Source organism: Crateriforma spongiae (genome assembly GCF_012290005.1).
Lineage (GTDB): Bacteria > Planctomycetota > Planctomycetia > Pirellulales > Pirellulaceae > Crateriforma > Crateriforma spongiae.
Genome location: NZ_JAAXMS010000003.1, coordinates 521,356 through 541,354 on the forward strand (window position 1 = coordinate 521,356; position 19,999 = coordinate 541,354).

Sequence of the window (19,999 nt, forward strand, 5' to 3'; positions counted from 1 at the left end):
GGAATCCAGCAAACTTCGTTGGCATGGAACCATTTGATGGCCATGCAAACGACGTTTGGTATGGTGTCCCTGCGCAACCGTTTCATTGATCCGTGATCGGAAAACTTCGCATGCTTCGCTTCGTCGCCAGCCTTCGCCTGGCCATTGTTTTCGTATCGCTTCATGCGTCGCAGCCCGATTGGGAAAACGAAACCGTCTTCGAACGTGGCAAGTTGCCGGCACGTGTGGCTAGTTACTCCTACGCTTCGGCGGATGATGCGTTGTCACAGGATCGTGGTCGGTCCAGGATGGTTTCGCTTAACGGGACCTGGAAGTTCCACTACGCCGGCAATGTCAATCAGCGTCCTTTGGACTTCTATGCCACAGATTTTCAGGGTGGGGATTGGGCGAGCATTGCGGTGCCGGCCAATTGGGAACTCCAAGGTTTCGGACAGCCGATTTACACCAACATCACCTATCCGTTCACGCCGGGAATCCTGAATCCCGATCTGAAGTTTGATTGGAAGGGGCCGATGCCACCGCTGCCGCCACGGATTTATCGTGACAATCCGGTCGGCAGCTACTTTCGCGATTTCGAAGTCCCCGGCGAATGGTCCGGCCACAGTGTGGTGTTGCACTTTGGTGGCGTTTCGTCGGCGTTCTACGTCTGGGTCAATGGCCAGAGGGTGGGCTACAGCCAGGGCAGTCGCCTGGCCGCAGAATTTGACATCACCGAATATCTAGCGCCCGGTCGAAATCGGTTAGCGGTCCAAGTGTTTCGGTGGAGCGACGGCAGCTATCTGGAAGACCAGGACATGTGGCGGCTTAGCGGGATTCATCGCGACGTCATGTTGTTGGCACAACCGGCGGTGTCACTCAGCGATATCGACGCCCGGGCGACGTTGGATGATCAATACCAAGACGGCACCCTGAAGATTCGCCCAAGGATTTGGTTGAAGGACCCGGATGCCGATTTGGACGGCTGGAAAGTCCGGGCTTCGTTGTATGACGCACAGACCAAGGACGTCGTCGCTGACGGAATGGAGATTCCCGTCGGTGCGATTGTCAATGAGCGTTGGGCGCCACGCGACGTCAACGAATTCGGATTGCTGGCCACTGACATCCCCGACGTGAAGAAGTGGACCGCCGAGACGCCAAATCTGTACCAAGTGTTGCTGGAGGTCGTGGGACCCGGCGGCGATGTCGCCGAAGTGCGGACGCAAAAGGTTGGTTTCCGCACGATCGAGTTCGACGACCAAAATCAGTTATTGGTCAACGGCCAAGTGGTCAAAATCATGGGCGTCAACCGTCACGACCACAATCCGCGATTCGGAAAGGCGTTGCGTCGCGAGGATTATTTGCGCGACGTGATGCTGATGAAACAGTTCAACTTCAACGCGGTGCGAACGTCACATTATCCGAATGATCCTTACTTCTACGATCTGTGTGACAAGCATGGCATCTACGTCATGGATGAAGCCAACATCGAATGTCACCATCTGGGAAGCTACATCCCGCAGCAAACGTCTTGGACGATGCCGATCCTTAGTCGAATCAGCCGAATGGTCCAGCGGGACAAGAACCATCCTTGTGTGATCAGTTGGTCGATGGGTAACGAATCAGGGTGTGGGCCTGCGTTCGCCGCGGCCGCGGGGTGGATCAAAGACTTTGATCCGTCGCGATTCATTCATTACGAGGGGGCTCAGGGGGATCCGACCGATCCCGATCACCAGCCGGGGGCCGGATACAAATCGCAAACCTTTCCAAGTATGGCCAATCCCAATGATCCGCCGTACGTGGATGTGATCAGCCGCATGTACCCGCAGTACGAACAGGTCAAAAATATGGCGGACGACCCGCGGTTGGATCGACCGATTATCTACTGCGAATACTTGCACGCGATGGGCAATTCGGTCGGAACGCTGGGCGATTATTGGGATGTAATCCGGTCCAATCCGAATCTGATCGGCGGGTATATCTGGGACATGATCGATCAAGGACTTGAGAAGACTGACGCGGAATCGGGCCAGTCGTATTTCGCTTACGGTGGTGACTACGGCGATGTCCCGAACGACGGCAACTTCTGCTTGAACGGTGTCTTTGCATCGAACCGTACGCCAAAACCGCATGCGTATGAATGCAAGTATGTGTTCCAGCCCGTTGCGTTCGAACTGGTTGACAAGGATTCCGGGAAATTCCGTCTGGTCAATCGATTGGCATTCACCAATCTGAAGCGATACGAATTTCGGTGGCAATTTCAACGCGATGGCGTGGTGGTTTCATCGGGCCGCCTGGACACCTTGGACGTTGAACCGGGGGCCGATCAAGTGGTGCATGTGAATCTGGAACGGGACCAATGGGATGCATCATCGGAGTACTGGGTTCGATTCAGCGCACATGAAACGTCCGCTCGTGCGTGGTGCGACCCCGGTTTCGAGGTCGCGTACGAACAGATCTTGTTGCAAGACGCTGCAGCGATGACCGATCAGACGGTCGCAGACAACGGGACGCTAGATACGATCGAACTGCAGGATCGGATTCAGATCTTCGGCGACCGGTTGCGTGCGGCCGTGTCGAAGAAGACAGGGTATTTGACAACGCTGATCATTGACGGAAATCAGGTTCTGCGTCAGCCACTGCGACCCAACTTTCGGCGTGCCCTGACCGACAACGATCGGCGATTCCGCCGGCTGGAGCAAAACAGTCGCGTTTGGTGGCAATTGGACGAAAACCTTCAAGTCAAATCGTGCTGGCTTGCCGAGCCGGATGACGGTGCTGGTGAAGACGCTGGTGCCGGCGGCGTTGCCGTTGAAGTCACCTATGGCACCGAACAGCCGATCAAGCTGGCGATGGTCTATCGATTTTATCCCGGCGGACGCGTCCGGGTTGAAATGGACTTGGATGCAGATCCCAAGTTGCCGGAATTGATTCGATTCGGCGCCGCGATGGGAATCCCGCCGGAGTATCAACAGACGGAATATTTTGGCCAAGGTCCTTGGGAAGCGTACCCCGACCGTCAGCGGAGTGCGAAAGTTGGTCGCTATCAGTTGCCGACCGACGAAATGTCCTATCGCTATACCATGCCGCAGGAATCCGGGAACCGTATGGGAGTTCGCTGGGTTGAATTTGGTGCCGCCGACAAGGCACCGGTGCTGCGAATGGACGCCGACCAGACTTTCAATTTCAGTGTGTCAGCCTTTGCCCGCGACGATGTTGATGCGGCCAAGCACACCTATGAATTGAAGCCGCAAGGCTTTTACACGCTGAATATCGATCATTCCCAAACCGGTTTGGGGGGCATGCGGGCTCGCCCATTGGCCCAGCAAACGATGCCATCGGGCAATTACCAGTTTCGCTTCGAGATTACGTCACCGACGATCCAGGAATAGAAAAGTTCACGGTACGCAATGATTCATTTTTTAATCCAGGTCACATCCATGCGTTTGATTCAAGCTTTTGTGGTTACCGGTTTGGTTTTGTCTGCGACGTTCGTTTCGGGCGCGGAAACAAAACCGAATATCATCCTGCTGTTTTCTGACGATGCCGGGTATGCCGATTTCGGATTTCACGACAGCGTGGTGATGCAGACGCCGAACCTGGATCGGTTGGCGGAATCGGGAACGCGATTGACACAGTTCTATGTGTCGGCATCGGTGTGCGGTCCGTCGCGGGCTGGTTTGATGACCGGTCGATATCAGCAGCGATTCGGTTTCGAAGAAAACAATGTGCCACCGGTGATGAGCCCCAGCAGTCAACAGCTGGATGCCGAGATGGGGATGCCAACCACGATTCCGACGTTGGGGCAAGTGCTGCAACAGCAAGGCTATCGCACCGGCATTTTCGGTAAGTGGCATTTGGGTTATGCCGATCGTTATCACCCGCTGCGTCGTGGGTTCGACACGTTCGTTGGGTTTCGTGGCGGCGCACGAAGCTTTTTCGCATACCCGAATCCGGATAGGGCGCAACGCGAAAATCTGTTGGAGCGTCAGTTCGCGCAGTACCAAGAACCTAAGGATTATCTGACCGACGTTCTGGCCGATGCGACGTGTGATTTCATTCGTGAAAACCAAGACCGCCCATTCTTTGCTTTTGTGTCTTTCAACGCGGTGCACTTGCCATTGCAGGCCGACCGACGTGATCGCGATGCATTCCCCGAACTTTCGGGCGATCGCCGCACACTTGCGCAGATGAACCTTTCGATGGATCGGGCTTGCGGCCAGATCATGAAGCAATTGGAAGACCTGGGTTTGTCCCAGAACACCTTGATCGTGTTCAGCAACGACAATGGCGGACCCAGCGATAAAAATGCGTCCAATAACTTTCCTTTCGCCGGCGTTAAGGCAACGCATCTGGAAGGCGGCATACGTGTCCCCGGTTTGATCGCCTGGCCTGGAAAAGTCCCGGCGGGTGAGACGTTCAATGATCCGGCCATCACGTTGGATTTGCTGCCGACGTTCGTGGCCGCGGCGGGCGGCGACCCTGAATCGATCGATGGACTGGACGGCGTGAACTTGTTGCCGTACTTGCAGGGTAAAAAACAGGGCAGGCCTCATCAGACCCTGTACTGGAAAAAGGAAACACGAGGCACGATTCGCGATGGGGATTGGAAATTGATGCGGTTTCCTGATCGTCCGGCACAGCTATTCGATTTGGCCAACGATCCAGGCGAACAAAATGACTTGGCGGCGAAACATCCGGACAAGGTGCGAGAACTGTTTCAAAAGCTGTTCGACTGGGAAGTCGGTTTAGAACGACCGTTGTTCATGCTGCGTCCAGAGGAAGAAGCTTGGTCGGCCGAACGTTTCGATCAGTTTCGTGTGCCGCCGACCGACAATCGCTGAAACCTAGCACAACGATCGTTCTGTTTTTTTGCTGCCACAGACGTGCATGACACCGGGTTAGAATCGGCGATTCGTCTGCGACGTCCGATGATTTTGATTTCGAAGTCGGGCGCGTGTTCAGTGGTCCGGTTTTGATTCTCGGGTGTCGATCATGCGAACGTTCCTGCTTGTCTGCGCTTTCGCGGTGTTCTGGATGCCCAACGGTGGCGTCGCCGCAGATGGCGATGCGAAGCGTCCAAACATCTTGTATCTGTACGTGGACGACATGGGGTGGGGATCCATCGGACCCAACGGCCAGTTCGCACGTCGAGATCAGGGGCTGCCCTACGTTCGCACGCCCAGTCTGGATCGACTGGCACGCGAGGGAGTCAATTTTTCGCGTGCCTATGGGTGTCACGTTTGTTCGCCCGCACGATCGTCGCAGCAGACCGGTTTTCACCAAGGCCACACGTTTGCCGATCGCAATGACCCGGATAACGCCAAGAAGGCGATCCGCCGCGACGACATCACCATCGGTGAATGCCTGTCACGGTCCGGCTATGCAACCGGGTATTGGGGAAAGTGGGGCTATGGCGGATCGAAAGATCAGCAAGATCCGCGAATCGTCAACGTACAGACACTTCCGACATCGCACGGCTACCAAGACGTGCTTGCGGAATTGCATCACGTCCGTGCCCACACGTTTTTCCAGCCCACACTTTGGAAGACTTCCGAAGACGTGAATGTTATGGGCGGACTGACGCTGGTTCCCAACCGGTTGGATGCTTATCGCCAAACGAGTTTTCCGTCCTTGCCGGCTCGTCAATCAGATCCGGGCTATCCCGATCCGTCCTATTGCGACGACCACTATGCGTTTGCGGCTTTGGATTTTGTTCGGCGTGGTGCCGCACGATACCAGGAAAGCGGTCAGCCGTTTTTTGGGCTCTTGGCTTGTCAGATCCCGCATGCGCCCTTTGGTGAAATCGAACAATTACCCGAATGGGATTCCGAATATCGTGACGATCCGAACTTCAATGCTTTGTCACGGCAAACGGTTCAGTGGGCGGCAATGGTGACTCGAATCGATGCCCACATCGGCAACCTGTTGGATGCGTTGGATGATCCCAATGGTGACGGCGATGATTCCGATTCGATTGCCGCACAGACGTTGGTCATCTTTCAGTCGGACAACGGTGGCCCACGTGGAAACAACTTGAAAGAACTGGACGCCAACGGCGGATTGTCGGGATCCAAAGGCTCGATCGCTGAGGGCGGAATTCGTGTGCCCTTGTTGGTTCGATGGCCCGACGCGATTCACGCCTCGGGGCATCTCCGACCGGGTACCAGCGTCGACGACGTGGTCGACGTGACCGACTGGTTGCCGACGTTTTGTCAGTTGGCGGGGACGACGCCACCATTGGGAATCGATGGCGTGTCGTTGGTTTCGAAATTGACCGGTCGGCCGTCCCCACGCCAGCGTCCTTTCCTGATTCACGAGGCGTCCGATGGACAATCGATCATCCAAGGTCGTTATAAGTTGATCCGCAGGGTCAGACGAAAAGGTCCGGAACAGTATCAATTGTTTGACCTGCAGCGCGATCCCGGCGAAACGACCGATGTGTTGTCGGAGCATTCGGACTTGGTTGAGCAACTTCGACGCGATCTGTTGCTGGAACGCGTGACCGAACCCAAAGGATTTGCAGTCACCTATCACGAATGGACGGGTAAAGGGAACGGCGCATTCGATGATGCCGGTCGATGGTCCGATTATGTGTACGAGAACGACGGGATTCAGTACATCCATGATTCCGGTGCACCGCAGGCGTCCTGGATTGCGAAGATTGTCAATGCATCGGCAGCAAAACAAACGGTCACGGTCGATGAGGACGCCAACGTGTTGGCGCTGCACGTCGAAGGGACGTCGACGGCACCACAGGTGTTGGCGATTTCGTCGGGGCGACGATTGAACGCCCGCAATGAATTGCGGCTTGGCAAGCATTCCGTTTTGCGATTAGACGGCGGCAGCGTTCATTCACGCCGAACGATCGACGTGCAGCGGTCGGCCCGGATCAAAGGCAGCGGGGTCTTGGCGGCTGATGTTATTCTGAACGGCGATTTGCAGATCGATGAATCGATCAAAATCCACGGTGATCTATCCATCGGGACCAACAGTCGGATCCAGATGAATGTGGGTACCGACACCCCGGCACCATTGATCGTCAAAGGCAAAGTGTCGCTTGCAGGAACCATCCAGCTTCAATTGGCTGACGATTTTCATCCGCGGCCTGGCCAGCGGATCGCAATGGTCCGCTTGGCCGGTGCCGACCAGTCGCCGTCATTGTCACAAACGCGGATACGATCTAGCGATGCGACAGGGCTTTCGCTGCACTGGGACGCGGGTGTTTTGTACGCCGTGGCGGAATGACCGAACGACGACACGGCACGTTGTCGGGCGGATCATCGTCCGCTAGCGGCATTGACAACGTGTAGCAGCGATTCGATAAGTTCCTTGGTTCAAGAACCGGCGTCGGTTCGATTTGCATCGCCCACCGGACAAGCACCAGCAACCATGTCCACAGAATCTGACAGCGACAAGTTCGTTCGATTCGTGAAATACCTGATCTTGCTGGCGATCGTAATCCCGCTGGTGATTTTTTGGGCTTTTCTGGAGCTGCGTTTCGAGGCGTTGGAATCAGAAATCCAGTCTCTGGAGCCGGGTGGACGCGACCATGCGCGGACGGAATTGGTCGAATTGCCTTGGCATCCGGTTCAAGGCCAAACGCTGTATGTTCCGGCGTATTCGCATGTTTATCACCAAGATGCCAAGCCGCGGTTGTTGGCGGTCACGCTATCGGTTCGAAACACAGACGAGCGAAACGATATCGTGGTGACCCGCGTGGACTACTTTGATTCCACCGGGAAACGTCGTCGCCAACTTTTGGAAAAACCCTTGCGTCTTGCCCCGCTGGCGTCGACCGATTTCGTGATCGAGCGGAAAGACACCTCTGGTGGCAGCGGAGCAAGCTTTATCGTGCAGTGGACATCCGGGTCACTGGTCAACAGTCCCGTTGTCGAAGCGGTGATGATCGACACTGACAACATGCAGGGGATCTCTTTCGTCCGGCCGGCGCGAGTCTTGAATGAGTCTCTGGACGAAGTCACGGAGATGGGAAACGATTGACGTTGGGTAAGACGCCGCATGGCAAGTGTTTCCGCAGCGCGTCTGGCCCGGTGTTGTTGCTGATCGACCAGACCCGTTGCTAGGGAAAATAGACATCCGTGTTGCGTCAATCGATTGATTTCATTTGGCTGGTGATTTCCGGCTTGTTGTATGCGGTGGCGTTGAAATATTTCGTGTTGCCGTCGAAGGTCATTTTGACGGGAACCGAGGGCGTTGCCACGGCGTTCTCGTACTACTTTGACAGCTACACGCTGTTCATCGTGTTGTATTTGATCTTTCAAGCCTGTGTTTTGACTTTCGCGTTTGCAAAAGTCAGTTGGATGTTTGCCGCCCGTTCGTTGTTGGTCGTGGCGACGGTGGTGGGGTGTTTGGCGATTCTGCCCGAATTGAAGTTTGCCCAGCCTGAGCCCCAGAATGAGCGAATCATTTTGGTCATCTTCGGAGGGTTGCTTGCCGGTGTGGCAAAAGCCATGGCCTTTCAGCGTCGTGGTTCGACCGGTGATGAAGACGTCTTGGCCGCCTATCTGGCGATGAAATACTTGCGTCCGGTTGGTTCGATCGCGGTTCTGGCTGCGGTTGCTTCGACGGCGTTTGGGATGCTGATGGACTTGCTAAAGAACGGCCAAGTCGAATCGGTTATCAACACATTGATGTACACCTGCATCTACATCTTTGCGTCGACCGAAACGCTGAACAACTTGTACAAGAAATTCAAAATCACGATGCTGGTCATCATCACACGCAACGACAACGCCGTCGGCGAATCCATTCGAAACACCAGCCAGCACCGAACCTATACCGTCCAGTCGGGCGTGGGTGGACACAGTGGCGAACCGTTTGCAATGGTCCGGACCATCGTGACTCAAGAAGAGTTGCCACAACTGATCGACGCCGTCGAACAGGCCGACCAAGATTGCTTTTACTATCATCACGACATCGAAGGCGTTTCGAACCGATACTACATCACGCCGATTGGTTGATGAATTGTCGGCCCGTTCGGCCATTGGTGCTTCGTTAGGGTGAAGGCTGTTGCAGCGTCATCACGAATCCCCATTCGTATGTCCGCATCGGATCAATGCGATAGGGCTTGTTCACGGGCAACCCCCAAGAATTGTCACCACCAACACCCATTTGTCGGTGATCAAGGTTAATCGTGATGGTGTCCCGGATCGGCAATTCATCGTTGTGCTGGGCCCGGCGAAGGTCATCTTCGGTGTACGGCCAAGCGGAAACCGATAGTGGTTGGCCGTGGGTTGCCTGAAATTCAATGGTACGGCCGTCGTCGGCGACGAATTGAATTTGCCGGACGTCCCCACGATTGGAGTTTTCTTGTGGGCGTACGTATGGTGTCACCCAGTCCGCGATCGTCGATCGGTATCGCCCCAAAGCAGCGGACGTTTTTCGGTCCCAGTGGTTTTCATGGGGGCCGCCACCGAACCATTCGATGTGACCGAACTGCGAAGGAATGGATAGCTGATGCCCAAGACGTGCCGGATCAACAATGGCTTGATTGGATACCGGGTGATACCGAAACGTCGCTGCGATGCCACCGGATTCGGTCATCTTGTACTGACTCCGTAGTTGAATCTGCCCATCCAGCAGTTCCGCAGACACCTTGACCACTGGTATTCCGTCGTCGGTGGAAACCGTTAGTTCGGTGACGTTGATCGATTCTTCGGCGTCGGCCCAAGCGGCCATCTTGGCGTCGGCTTTCCAGCCCAGATCGTTGTCGGTCCACACGCGTGTGAAGTGCCAACGCATGGGATCCCGCAACAACGTTTCCTGGCCGACAATCCAATGATCGATCCGTCCCGTTGTGGCATCGACATGAAACGACGCACTGTCGTTAGATACCGTGATGCCCAGGTCGTCGGATTCCGTCTTGCCGTTGGCGAATTCCAAGGTCGGGGTGCAAGACGGTTGCCCCGGCACGGCGTACATTTGCCAGGCAACGACGTGATCGGCGGGTGCCCATGTGGTGGCTGAAGACTGGACAACGTTGATTCGCAAATGGTATTCGTTCACGCTGTCACCGATCGAATCCAAGACCGCGGTGATGGGGCTGAGGTCGACGGAACCGCTCCGGCCTGCGGAAACGTCGGGAGCCGACAAACGGCCGTCTTTCCATGGATGTCCGTTGCGAAAGATGACGAAACGCCATTGGAAGTCATTCAAGTTGTTCGACGCAAAATCGTTGTGAACCGTGATCGTTGACGCCGATGGTTTCCAGTCATCAAAACGAACGTTCTGATAAACCTTCTGGACTTCCCAATAGTGAGGACGCGGGCGACGGTCGGCTCCGATCAGGCCATTGATGCAGAAGTTGCTGTCGTTCGGGAAATCGCCGAAGTCACCGCCATAGCGAAAGCCGCTGTTGGGATCATCTGGTTCGGCATACAACGCTTGATCGACCCAGTCCCAGATGAAGCCGCCAACCAACATCGGATGCTGGTGAATGGTTTCCCAGTAGTCGGCCAAATTCCCGACGCTGTTTCCCATCGCATGTGCGTATTCATTCATCAAGAAGGGGCGTGATGAAGGATACGGACCGTGTTGTTCCGCCGACGATGGTTTGCCGCGTTCACTTTTCCGTTTGGCTTTGCCGGCGACGTGGTCCTGCAGCCACTGGATGTCGGGGTAGGTCTGGCTGTCAACGTCAGCAGCCAGATTCATGTCGGCGTATTGAATCAAACGCTTTTCCGGATCGTGTTCGCGGCAAGTCTTGTACATTCGCGTGAACGCATTCCCATAGCCCGCTTCGTTGCCCAGTGACCACATCATCACGCTGGGGTGTTGGCGGTCACGGACGACCATGCGCCGCATCCGCTGGTCAACGGCATCGGACCAGTCGGGTTGATCGCCGGGCAAGACCCGCTTGTGATAGCTTAAACCGTGTGATTCCACGTTCGCTTCATCCATCAACATCAATCCCATCTCGTCGCAAATGCGATACCAACGCGGGTCATGAGGATAGTGGGCGGTGCGGACAAAGTTGATGTTGGCTTGTTTCATCAACTTCGCGTCTTGCCGCATCAGTTCCGGCGTCATGACGTAGCCAGTGACGGGATCAAATTCGTGGCGATTCACGCCTCGGATTTTTAACGGCGTACCGTTGAGTTTCAGGATGCCGTTGTCGATACCCAAGTGTCGAAACCCGACCGGCAAATAGAACCGCTGGATGGTTTTGTGATTGGAATCCACCTGTACATCGGCGGTGTATATCGCTGGATGGTCGGGAGACCACAGCTGAACATCTTCAATGCGAACCTGATTGCCGACGGCGATTTCACGACCTTCTGGATCAAGCCAGCGCGTGCGAACGTCCAGGTTCGAATCGGGCAATGCGACGAACTGTAGACTTGCAAATCCGGTCTCGGTTTCAAGGTCGACGCTGGGCTTTGCATACACGTCCCACAAGCCGTGTCGCGGAACGGCACACAAAAACACATCACGATAGATTCCGCTTAAACGCCAAAAGTCTTGGTCTTCCAAGTACGACGCGTCGCTGAACTTGTAGACCTGCACCACCAATCGGTTGTCGCCTTCGTGCACGTGATCGGTGATGTCAAATTCCGCCGGCAGTCTTGACCCCTCGGAATAGCCCACTTGGGTTCCGTTGACCCAAACAAACATTGCCGAACGTACGCCGCCGAAGTGCAGGATGATTCGCATGTCGTCCGTCCAATCGTCGGGCACTCGGAACTTGCGGGCATAGGTGCCCACGGGATTGCGTTCGTCGTGGGACGTGAACTGTGGATCGGGTTCACCCATGACCCTGGGCGGGTCGACGTGGAACGGATACTTGATGTTGACGTAAAGCGGCGTCCCGTAACCTTCACGTTCCCAAGTCGCGGGGACTTTGATCCGCTCGGCCCAACCATCCACACTGGCCGGATCGTCGACAAAGTCGGTTGCGCGCCCCTTTGGATCGGCGGACCAGTGAAAATGCCAAGTCCCGTTCAATGATTTCACCCAAGGGGAATCGGCGTATTGCAAAGTCGGGGCTGCGTCGGGAGGCAAAGGCCAATAGCTGCTGCGTGGATCCAGTTTGTTGATCTGTGTGATCGATGCATCTTCGATTTCCGCTGGAACATCGGCCGATGCGGTTGACGGACGATTCTGAGCCAACGTATTTCCGGACAGGCACACCAGAACGAAGGCTAGAGAGCCAGCACGAACAATGGCGGTGAAATGATTCGGTGGGCAATTACGCGTGAACTGAAACGCCATCGTCGGTGATCGAGTTGATTGGGGAGATGCGTCACGCCAAGTCGTCGCAGCAAGCGATGGGCTTGGGGCATAGGGACGCATTGAAGATTTGAATTCGAAGGACCCATTATGGTGAAGTCCGTCGCTGATCACATCATCCCCGAATGGCGCGACATTGTGTCGTTGTCGCCGTTGGGATGAAGCAATCAATGTGGCGGACAATCACAGTGTGGCGTCGACGCCGGGATCCATCGACAAAACGATCTTGCCGAACTGGCGGGAAGACTGCATGCGTTCCAACGCCAAGTTGCCTTCTTCCAGCGGACACACTTCATCGATCACTGGCACGATTTGGTGTCGTTCCACAAAAGCGATCATGTTTTCAAAGTCGGTGGGGGAGCCCATCGTTGATCCTTGCAGACGCAACTGCTTCCAAAAGACCTTGAACAAATCCAACTTGTCCGGTGCACCTGTTGTTGCGCCGTAGCTGACGATGGTGCCGCCGGACGCGGCGACTTTCAGCAGGTCGGCGTAGCCCGGTCCGCCGGCGCCATCGATGATCAGATCGAACTGACCCGCATCTTGGATCGCGCGTTGCGGCCAAGCGTCGTCCTTGTAGTTGAATCCGCCGTTGGCCCCCAAGGCGATCGCCTGGTCGATTTTCAGCGGGGACGATGACGTGACCCAGGCTTCGGCGCCCGCGGCAACCGCAAACTGCAACGCGAAGGACGCGACGCCACCGCCGATGCCCGTGATCAAAACCCGCGATCCCTTTTCGGCTTTGCCTTGGGTAAAGAGCGCACGAAACGCCGTCACGCCGGACAACGGCAGGGCGGAAGCTTGCCGCCAATCCAAATGCAGCGGTTTTTCGTGAAGCTGGCTCACGGGGACAACCATCTGCGTTGCGAAAGCCCCGTCGCTGGGCATCCCGGTGATATGAAAGTCGTCGGCTTGGAAGGCAGGGTTATCACCCCATTGCTGGCCGGGATTGATGATCACCGCGCGGTTTTGCCAATAGTTCCCGACACGAGCCCCTGTTTTGATCACCACACCTGACGCGTCGGACCCCAAGACCACTGGCAACTGGATGCCGGGGTACATGCCCTGGGTGATCCAATGATCCCGCCGGTTCAGCGACGCCGCTTTTACGCAGACCACCACGCCGTCGGCCGGCGGATCAAGGTCCGGACGCTCTTGCAGCGTCAGCGGAGTCTGTAATTGATGCAAAACCAAAGCTTTCATCTTCGAATCGTCATGTCGATCGCGGTTAGGTAAGGTTCCCCTGCACGGAACCTGGCGCATTAGGAACGATCCGCAGCACCGGTACAGATGACAAAGTCTATTTGACCAACATCGGACGTGACAAAAAGTCACACGCTTGTGGCTGATTGTCGCAGTCGCGGTGCAGTCGTGAAGTAGGTTGCAGACCGCCGCACGGAATCCTTTGCTTTGAATGTGCCAAGAAACGCCCCATGTTTGAAAACGCAACCAAATTAGGCTATCGCATCGCGGTGCGGATGGGACTGTTGGAGGTCACGAACCTGATGCATGTGCATCGAATTGACGCGAACGTCCACGGGATTCCTGACGGCTATCATTGTGAAGTGCTGCCGCAGGGGGATCGAATTCAGGTGCGGATGCGGCGTGGCGACGAAGTAGCGTCGTCGATGTGGATCGTGACCGGCCGCGTTCCCAGCGAGGAGAACTTCAGCCGTTCAGTCCACTTGGGAACGACGTTGGAATTGCCCAATCGTGTGGGATACATCTTCAACGCATCGACCGATCCACAGCACCGTGGCCGTCGTTTGATTGCCGCGATGTGCAGCCAAGCATTGGACTCACGCACGATCGATGTGGATCACCTGATGGCGTCGATCGATTGGACCAATCAGCCGTCGATGCGCGCCTTTCGACGGTTCGGAATGCAATCGGTCGGATCCGTTTGGCGGTCCGGGATCGGACACATTCAATTCAGCAGGGTTCCGAAAATCCAATCACCCGGCGGGATTGAAATCGGCGTGGACCAGCCTGGATGGGTTTTGGCCCTCTGATCCCCCGTCCGGCGAAAACGTTTCGGCGAACTCTGACGTCTTTTTGCGTGCTGCGATAAGCTGGATCGGAAACGACTCCGGGTGGGGTCGGCCCTGTCAGCCGTTGGACGAGACCATTGATGAAGCTTCGCAGAAACGTGCCGTCTGTCATTGCAGCGGTGTTGATCGCCGTTTGTCCGCTGTCACCTGATCTATGTGGACAAACAGCTTCCCCGAAATCATCCGATCCGCCGACTGTCAGCACCGCTGGCCCCGCCGATCCAACGCTGCGGCGTTTGATGGACGACGTTTGGGAGTTTGAACTGGATGAATCGCCGATGTTGGCCACCGACGTGGGAGATCCGCGGGGCCAAGATCGCTTGGCCGATGATTCGATCCAGGCGATCGAGCGTCGATTTGAAAAACGGGCGGAGTTCTTAGGGCGTTTGGAAAACATCGATCCGCAATCGCTGAACCGGCAAGACGCAATCGATCACGATTTGTTGCACCGGAGATTGAGTCGTCAGCGGGATGACTATCGCTTTCAAACGCATTTGATGCCGATCAACAATCGAGAAGGCTTCCACATTAGCTTTCCCGAACTTGCGCGAACAATGAATTTAAAGTCGGCGCAGGATTTCGAAAACTACATCGCCCGTTTGAACGACTTTGGACGTTACACCGATCAGCAGATCACGTTGCTGAAGGCGGGCATGGACGCCGGACTGACACAGCCGGCGATTATCATGCGGGACAGCGTTTCCCAGGCGGAAGCCCATGTGGTGGATGGTGCCGAACAGTCGCTGTTTTTAACCAACATCACGCCGGAGTCGATCGAACGACTGGATCCGGAACGCTGGCAAACGCTGCGGCTGCAAATCATCCAGGCGATCGAATCAACCGTCGTTCCGGCGTATCGCCGATTCGCGGCGTTTCTGCGAAACCAATACGTTCCGGCGTGCCGTGGCAGCGTGGCCGCGTATGCATTGCCCAACGGGCGGGAGTTTTACGCCAGCCAGATCTTGAAGTTCACGACGTTGCCCATGACGGCAACCGAATTGCATCAGACGGGCATTCGAGAGAACGCACGGATTCGCAAAGAGATGGATGCGATCCGCGTGAATGTGGGCTTCGACGGGGAATTGCCGGAATTCTTGACGCATCTACGGACTGCACCGGAGTTCTATGCAGAGACGCCGGAACAACTGATGAAGGAAGTCGCGTATGTCTTGAAACGTGCCGACGGACGTTTGCCCGAAATTTTCGGTCGACTGCCAAGGATCCCCTATGGCATTCGCGAAATTCCAGCCTTCGTTGCGCCGCAAACGACATCGGCGTATTACTGGCCACCGGCCACCGACGGTTCACGAGGCGGTTTTTACTATGTCAACACGTACAACCTGCCCGCCCGGCCGCTTTATCAATTGGAAGCGTTGTCGTTGCACGAAGCGGTTCCCGGGCACCACCTGCAATTGGCTTTGCAGGCGGAATTGGATGGGCTGCATCCGATCCGAAAACAAAGCGGCTTCACGGCGTTCATCGAAGGCTGGGCGTTGTACAGCGAGCGATTGGGCAAAGAGATCGGCTTCTACCAGGATCCGTACCAGGACTTTGGCCGATTAAGCATGGAAGCGTGGCGGGCCAGCCGTCTGGTCGTCGACACGGGGATTCACGCCCTGGGATGGTCCCGACAGCGGGCAATCGAATACATGAAGGCCAACACCGCGTTGTCGGAGCACAACGTGGTGGCCGAAGTCGATCGTTACATCGGTTGGCCGGGTCAGGCGCTGGCGTACAAGGTCGGCGAACTGTACATCACCGATTTGCGGCATCAGGCCGAAGAGGCTTTGGGCGATTCATTTGACGTGCGTGAATTTCACGACGTCGTTCTGGGGGCCGGTTCCATCCCGCTGCCCGTGTTGGGACAGCGGGTGAAAGATTACATCGGACGCGCCGATGTCCCGTGATGCGATCGCCGGTTACGGTCGGCTGGCGACATCCACCGGTTCAACGACACCCAGGTACGACATCAGATCTTTGATTTCTTGCAGTGACAGATCGTCCAACAAGCCGCTGGGCATGATGCTGATACTGCTGGGCAAGATCTGGTCGACTTGGTCGGCTTCGACGATCGCGACTTCGTTGTTGCTGTCGCGGATCTGAAGACCGCCGTCGCGTTGTTCGGTGACCATGCCGATGTAGACGTCGCCCTGCAGCGTGACCACTTTCTTGCACGCAAAGTCACGTCCCACGATGTGCGACGGGTACAGGATCGATTCCACAATTTCGCGTCGAGTGAATCGCCGCGAAATGTTGGTCAAATCGGGGCCGACCGATTCCCCGCTGTCGCCCACCGTGTGGCAACTGGCACAGGCTTGCGAGGCAAAAATTTCCGCACCCATGTGTGGATCCGCGTCGGTGCTGTCATTGCTGTTCAGCACGGCCACCAGTTGGTCAAAGTCCCAACGTGACAGATCTTTCTTTGGCAATTCGGCCAGCGGACGATCCGGATAGGTCTTGGCGTACCATTTTTGCCAAGGACGCATTTCCTTTTTCGCGTCTTCGGGACGCTGCAGACCCGTCCAGTGTTCCAGCAGTTTTTCGACAAGTTCGAAATCGCGACCGGTCGATTCGAACCGCAGACCCATCAGGATCAGCTGTCGCAAAGCCATCGGATCGTCGGTGGCCAACGGAACCTTTTGCAAAGCGTTGATGACTTCGTTGGCGGCTGCGTCTTCGACGATGCCCAGGCTGCGGATCAGGTAATCCCAATTGTCACCGTCGGGGTGTTGGGCCAAAGCCATGGCCAGGATATTGCGTCGGTTCGGTTCGTCACGCCACAGCTGTCGCAGATAGTTTTGCGCCACGTCGTCGGGACAGGTCGCCAGCATGGCAACGACACCGGTTCGCAGACGGCGTTCGACTTCGCCGTTGCGTTCGTCGTCAGCCAAGTCTTCGTACAAGCCGATCAGGGTCTGGGCGGTGTCGGCACCGATCGGTCGTTTCAGTTGATAGATCGCCGCCAATGCTGCATTTCGCCATGTTGCACCTTGTTCCAAGATTGCGTCGATGTCTTCGGCCAACAGCGTGCGTGCGAAGTCACGAGTCGCATGCATCATGTACATCGACAACGCACCGGACTGGACGTCGTTGGCGGCGTTTTCGAAGTACTTCAGCAATTCAAATCGCTGGCGTGCGGTCCACGGATGTTCGATGAACTGCAGACTCATCGCGACCAGTGTCTTGTCATCGCTATCCGCATCGGAGGTCAGGTATTCCAAGGCACGCGGAACCACATCACTGCATTGCAGGTAACCCGCCAGGCGGATCACTTCGTAATTGATGCGTGATTCACCGGCCGGGAATTCTTGGGCGACACGTGTGGCCAATTCCGGGACTTGCGCGGGGTCGATTTGGCCGCGATGCAATGCGACTTGGGCCAATCGCAGCAGGTCAATGAAGTCGGCATCACTGAGGAATCCGTCCATCATCACGTTGACCCGATCGATCACGTCCAACGCGTTGGCTTCGGTAGGTTCGGCAATGACCAAAGCCAGCATGCCGACCAAAGCGACACGTCGGTCGTCGGACGCCAAGACATCGTCAGCCCAGACGTCGGTGGGGATGCGTTCCAGGACGCGTCGACCGACGAATGCCAGGGTTCGGTCGTCACTGGCCAACAGCGGCAGCACGTTTTCGGCCGATTCGGGAATTTGGTCGCTGCGTAGGATTGCTTCGCAAGCCGCACGTCGAACCATCAGGTCGTCGTCGGTCAGCATTTCTTCCAAGCGTTCGGCGGCTCGGTCGCTGGGATGCAGTCCCAACAGGGTTGCCGATTTTGCACGAACCGATTCGGCCGCCGTCTGGCTTAGCTGAATCAACAGAGCTTCGTTGGGTGTCGGACCATACAGTTCCATCAAGTTCAGGGCGCGGACGCGATAGTGGGGTGGATTGTCATCGCTGTAGGCGACACCGGCGACTTGGGCCGCCCAATCTTCACCCAGATCACGTTTGATCGCGGCAATTTCTTGACGCGTCCAAGCGGCATCCAGTTGAGGCTGGCGGACGGCGGCGGCGATGCCAGTGCCCAATTGTTTCATCCGATCAGGAATTTCGCCTTTGTAGATCACGCGATAGACCGCGCCCGCAGTTTTCCGACCGCCGGTGCAGAAGTACAGCGCGCCATCGGGACCGACATCCACATCGGTGACGTTCAACGGCGAACCCTGTAGGAAGACTTCGCTGTCGGCGATGTAGCTGGCACCTCGCGGTTTCAGCCGGACGCTTAAAATTCGTCCGCCTGACCAATCGGCCAAAAACACCGTGTTGTGATAGCGAATCGGGAACATGTAGTGTTCGTAGGTGACGGCGCCGGTGGGGCTGGCACGACCGGTGTCCAGCAAATTCGGCAGACGGTCATAGTAGTGATTCGGCCACTTGGCCCATCCCGGACGCCAACCCAATTCGCCGCCTTCGGTCACGTCGAACAATGCGGTCGGGCGGTACCACGGGGTGTTCACGTCGGCTTCCATATCCGAATCGTGCACAAGCAGAGCGCCGGAGGGATGAAAGACGAAGTCATAGGCGTTGCGGATGCCGCCGGCGACGCGTTCCACCACGCTGCCATCGGTGGTGGTTCGAACTAGGGTGCCCCCGGGGGCTTTAACGCCACGGGCATGACCACCGGGATCTTGATAGCGTGGCAGCAGGTCACCCTCATAAACATTGATCAGCGTTTCGCCTTTGCCCGTTCGCCCTTTGATTTGGGCTTGGCCACCGATCGAGATATAGATCATGCCGTCCGGGCCCAGACGCAAGGCATGCGGGCCGTATTCGCCGCCTTTGCCGGCGAACTTCAAAACCGTTTCGATTTCTTCCAGCGAACCGTTTCGATCCAAGTCTTGCAGGTGATACAACGCCCAGCCGTCGGGGCCTTGGCCGGTCACATAGACGTCGCCGTTTAGCGGCAAGATGCCTTGGCAATTTCGGACTTCATCACAATAGGTTCGAACGTTTTCCGGAATGCCGTCATCGTCTTTGTCGTGGACCAACAACAGCGGGCCGTTTTCACGAGACAGCAACAGGTGGCCGAACTCGTTGAAGGCCATCGAAATGACGCTGCCGATGCTGTCGTCTTTCAGGATGCGTTGGACGCCGAAACCTTTTTGAATTTGGAACCGTTCTTTGCGTTCCACTTCGGCTTCGGCAACGACGTCTTGGCTTTGATCAAACGGGGCGGTATCGCCCAAGGGCCCGAACATACTGGCGGGCGTCCAAGACCGATCGTTGTAGACGGCGGATTGCCAGTTCTGTTCCGCTTCGATGCTGGTCAGCCAAGAATCATCGGTGCTGAAGGTGTACCACTGGTCGGAGTTTTCTGGGCGGACGCTGACCCGAGCTGCCAAGGCTGCCGTGGTGCCGGTGCGGTTGGTCACGGCGACCGCCACCATGTTGCGACCGACGTCCATGTATTGGCTGACATCGTATTGCTGCATGTCACGGGACGATTCGCCCTGGCCGATGCTGTGGCCATTGACGAACAATGCATATTCATCGTCCGCGGTGATTTCGATGATCGCTTCGGCCGCCACACGCAGGTTGATGGCTTTGCGGATGTAGCATGTTTCGCCGGGCGGAATGGCATCGGAGACTTGCGTGCCGCTGGTCCAGATCCACTGGGCTTCTTCGGCAAGGGCCGTGCCGGCGACGATCGGACTCATCAGCACGATCATTCCGAGGCCGAAAATCCAATGGCTGGCGATGGACGTCACGGCGCAGCG

The 19,999-nt window shown here is 56.4% G+C and carries 10 protein-coding genes; 7 read left to right on the forward strand and 3 right to left on the reverse strand.

Features of this window, described 5'->3' with window-relative positions; translation table 11 throughout:
• Positions 1-110: 110 nt before the first annotated feature.
• From HFP54_RS10100 to HFP54_RS10120, 5 genes are all read left to right on the forward strand, one after another.
• Positions 111-3,368, forward strand: coding sequence for a glycoside hydrolase family 2 TIM barrel-domain containing protein (locus tag HFP54_RS10100; RefSeq protein WP_168565039.1), 3,258 nt, complete (start codon positions 111-113; stop codon positions 3,366-3,368).
• Positions 3,369-3,386: 18 nt separating this feature from the next.
• Positions 3,387-4,820 carry a sulfatase-like hydrolase/transferase gene (locus HFP54_RS10105; protein WP_235951537.1) on the forward strand — a complete coding sequence of 478 codons (1,434 nt, stop codon included), beginning with the start codon at positions 3,387-3,389 and terminating at the stop codon, positions 4,818-4,820.
• A 151-nt stretch (positions 4,821-4,971) separates the two neighbouring features.
• Positions 4,972-7,224 (forward strand): sulfatase-like hydrolase/transferase, encoded by a 2,253-nt coding sequence (locus HFP54_RS10110; RefSeq protein ID WP_168565041.1) that lies wholly within the window; start codon positions 4,972-4,974, stop codon positions 7,222-7,224.
• A 144-nt stretch (positions 7,225-7,368) separates the two neighbouring features.
• Positions 7,369-7,980: a DUF3124 domain-containing protein gene (locus tag HFP54_RS10115; RefSeq protein WP_146415176.1), complete on the forward strand. Its 612-nt coding sequence runs from the start codon at positions 7,369-7,371 to the stop codon at positions 7,978-7,980.
• 98 nt (positions 7,981-8,078) lie between these two features.
• Positions 8,079-8,960: a YitT family protein gene (locus HFP54_RS10120; protein ID WP_146415174.1), complete on the forward strand. Its 882-nt coding sequence runs from the start codon at positions 8,079-8,081 to the stop codon at positions 8,958-8,960.
• Positions 8,961-8,994: 34 nt separating this feature from the next.
• On the opposite strand, the gene HFP54_RS10125 is transcribed toward HFP54_RS10120, so the two are convergent.
• Both HFP54_RS10125 and HFP54_RS10130 read right to left on the reverse strand, forming a co-directional pair.
• Entirely contained in the window at positions 8,995-12,108 is a 3,114-nt protein-coding gene (locus tag HFP54_RS10125; protein WP_168565042.1) for a glycoside hydrolase family 2 TIM barrel-domain containing protein, read from the reverse strand.
• Between the two features lie 303 nt (positions 12,109-12,411).
• Positions 12,412-13,431, reverse strand: a complete 1,020-nt coding sequence (locus HFP54_RS10130; RefSeq protein ID WP_146415170.1) for a quinone oxidoreductase family protein — start codon at positions 13,429-13,431, stop codon at positions 12,412-12,414.
• Between the two features lie 230 nt (positions 13,432-13,661).
• Here HFP54_RS10130 and HFP54_RS10135 point away from each other — a divergent pair, with 230 nt between their 5' ends.
• On the forward strand, positions 13,662-14,240 hold the full coding sequence (locus tag HFP54_RS10135; protein ID WP_168565043.1) for a GNAT family N-acetyltransferase: 579 nt from the start codon (positions 13,662-13,664) through the stop codon (positions 14,238-14,240).
• Between the two features lie 119 nt (positions 14,241-14,359).
• The gene (locus HFP54_RS10140; RefSeq protein WP_168565044.1) at positions 14,360-16,186 is read left to right on the forward strand and encodes a DUF885 domain-containing protein; all 1,827 of its coding nucleotides are present in this window, start codon (positions 14,360-14,362) and stop codon (positions 16,184-16,186) included.
• A 12-nt stretch (positions 16,187-16,198) separates the two neighbouring features.
• Here HFP54_RS10140 and HFP54_RS10145 read toward each other — a convergent pair whose 3' ends face one another.
• A complete protein-coding gene (locus tag HFP54_RS10145) occupies positions 16,199-19,939 on the reverse strand; it encodes a DUF7133 domain-containing protein (RefSeq protein WP_235951538.1) in 3,741 nt (1,246 codons plus the stop codon).
• Between the last annotated feature and the right edge of the window lie 60 nt (positions 19,940-19,999).

Bases quoted from the DNA above. Each gene is read 5' to 3' on its own strand.
- HFP54_RS10100 (WP_168565039.1), top strand. From the start codon at position 111: ATGCTTCGCTTCGTCGCCAGCCTTCGCCTGGCCATTGTTTTCGTATCG.
- HFP54_RS10105 (WP_235951537.1), top strand. From the start codon at position 3,387: ATGATTCATTTTTTAATCCAGGTCACATCCATGCGTTTGATTCAAGCT.
- HFP54_RS10110 (WP_168565041.1), top strand. From the start codon at position 4,972: ATGCGAACGTTCCTGCTTGTCTGCGCTTTCGCGGTGTTCTGGATGCCC.
- HFP54_RS10115 (WP_146415176.1), top strand. From the start codon at position 7,369: ATGTCCACAGAATCTGACAGCGACAAGTTCGTTCGATTCGTGAAATAC.
- HFP54_RS10130 (WP_146415170.1), bottom strand. From the start codon at position 13,431: ATGAAAGCTTTGGTTTTGCATCAATTACAGACTCCGCTGACGCTGCAA.
- HFP54_RS10135 (WP_168565043.1), top strand. From the start codon at position 13,662: ATGTTTGAAAACGCAACCAAATTAGGCTATCGCATCGCGGTGCGGATG.
- HFP54_RS10140 (WP_168565044.1), top strand. From the start codon at position 14,360: ATGAAGCTTCGCAGAAACGTGCCGTCTGTCATTGCAGCGGTGTTGATC.
- HFP54_RS10145 (WP_235951538.1), bottom strand. From the start codon at position 19,939: ATGAGTCCGATCGTCGCCGGCACGGCCCTTGCCGAAGAAGCCCAGTGG.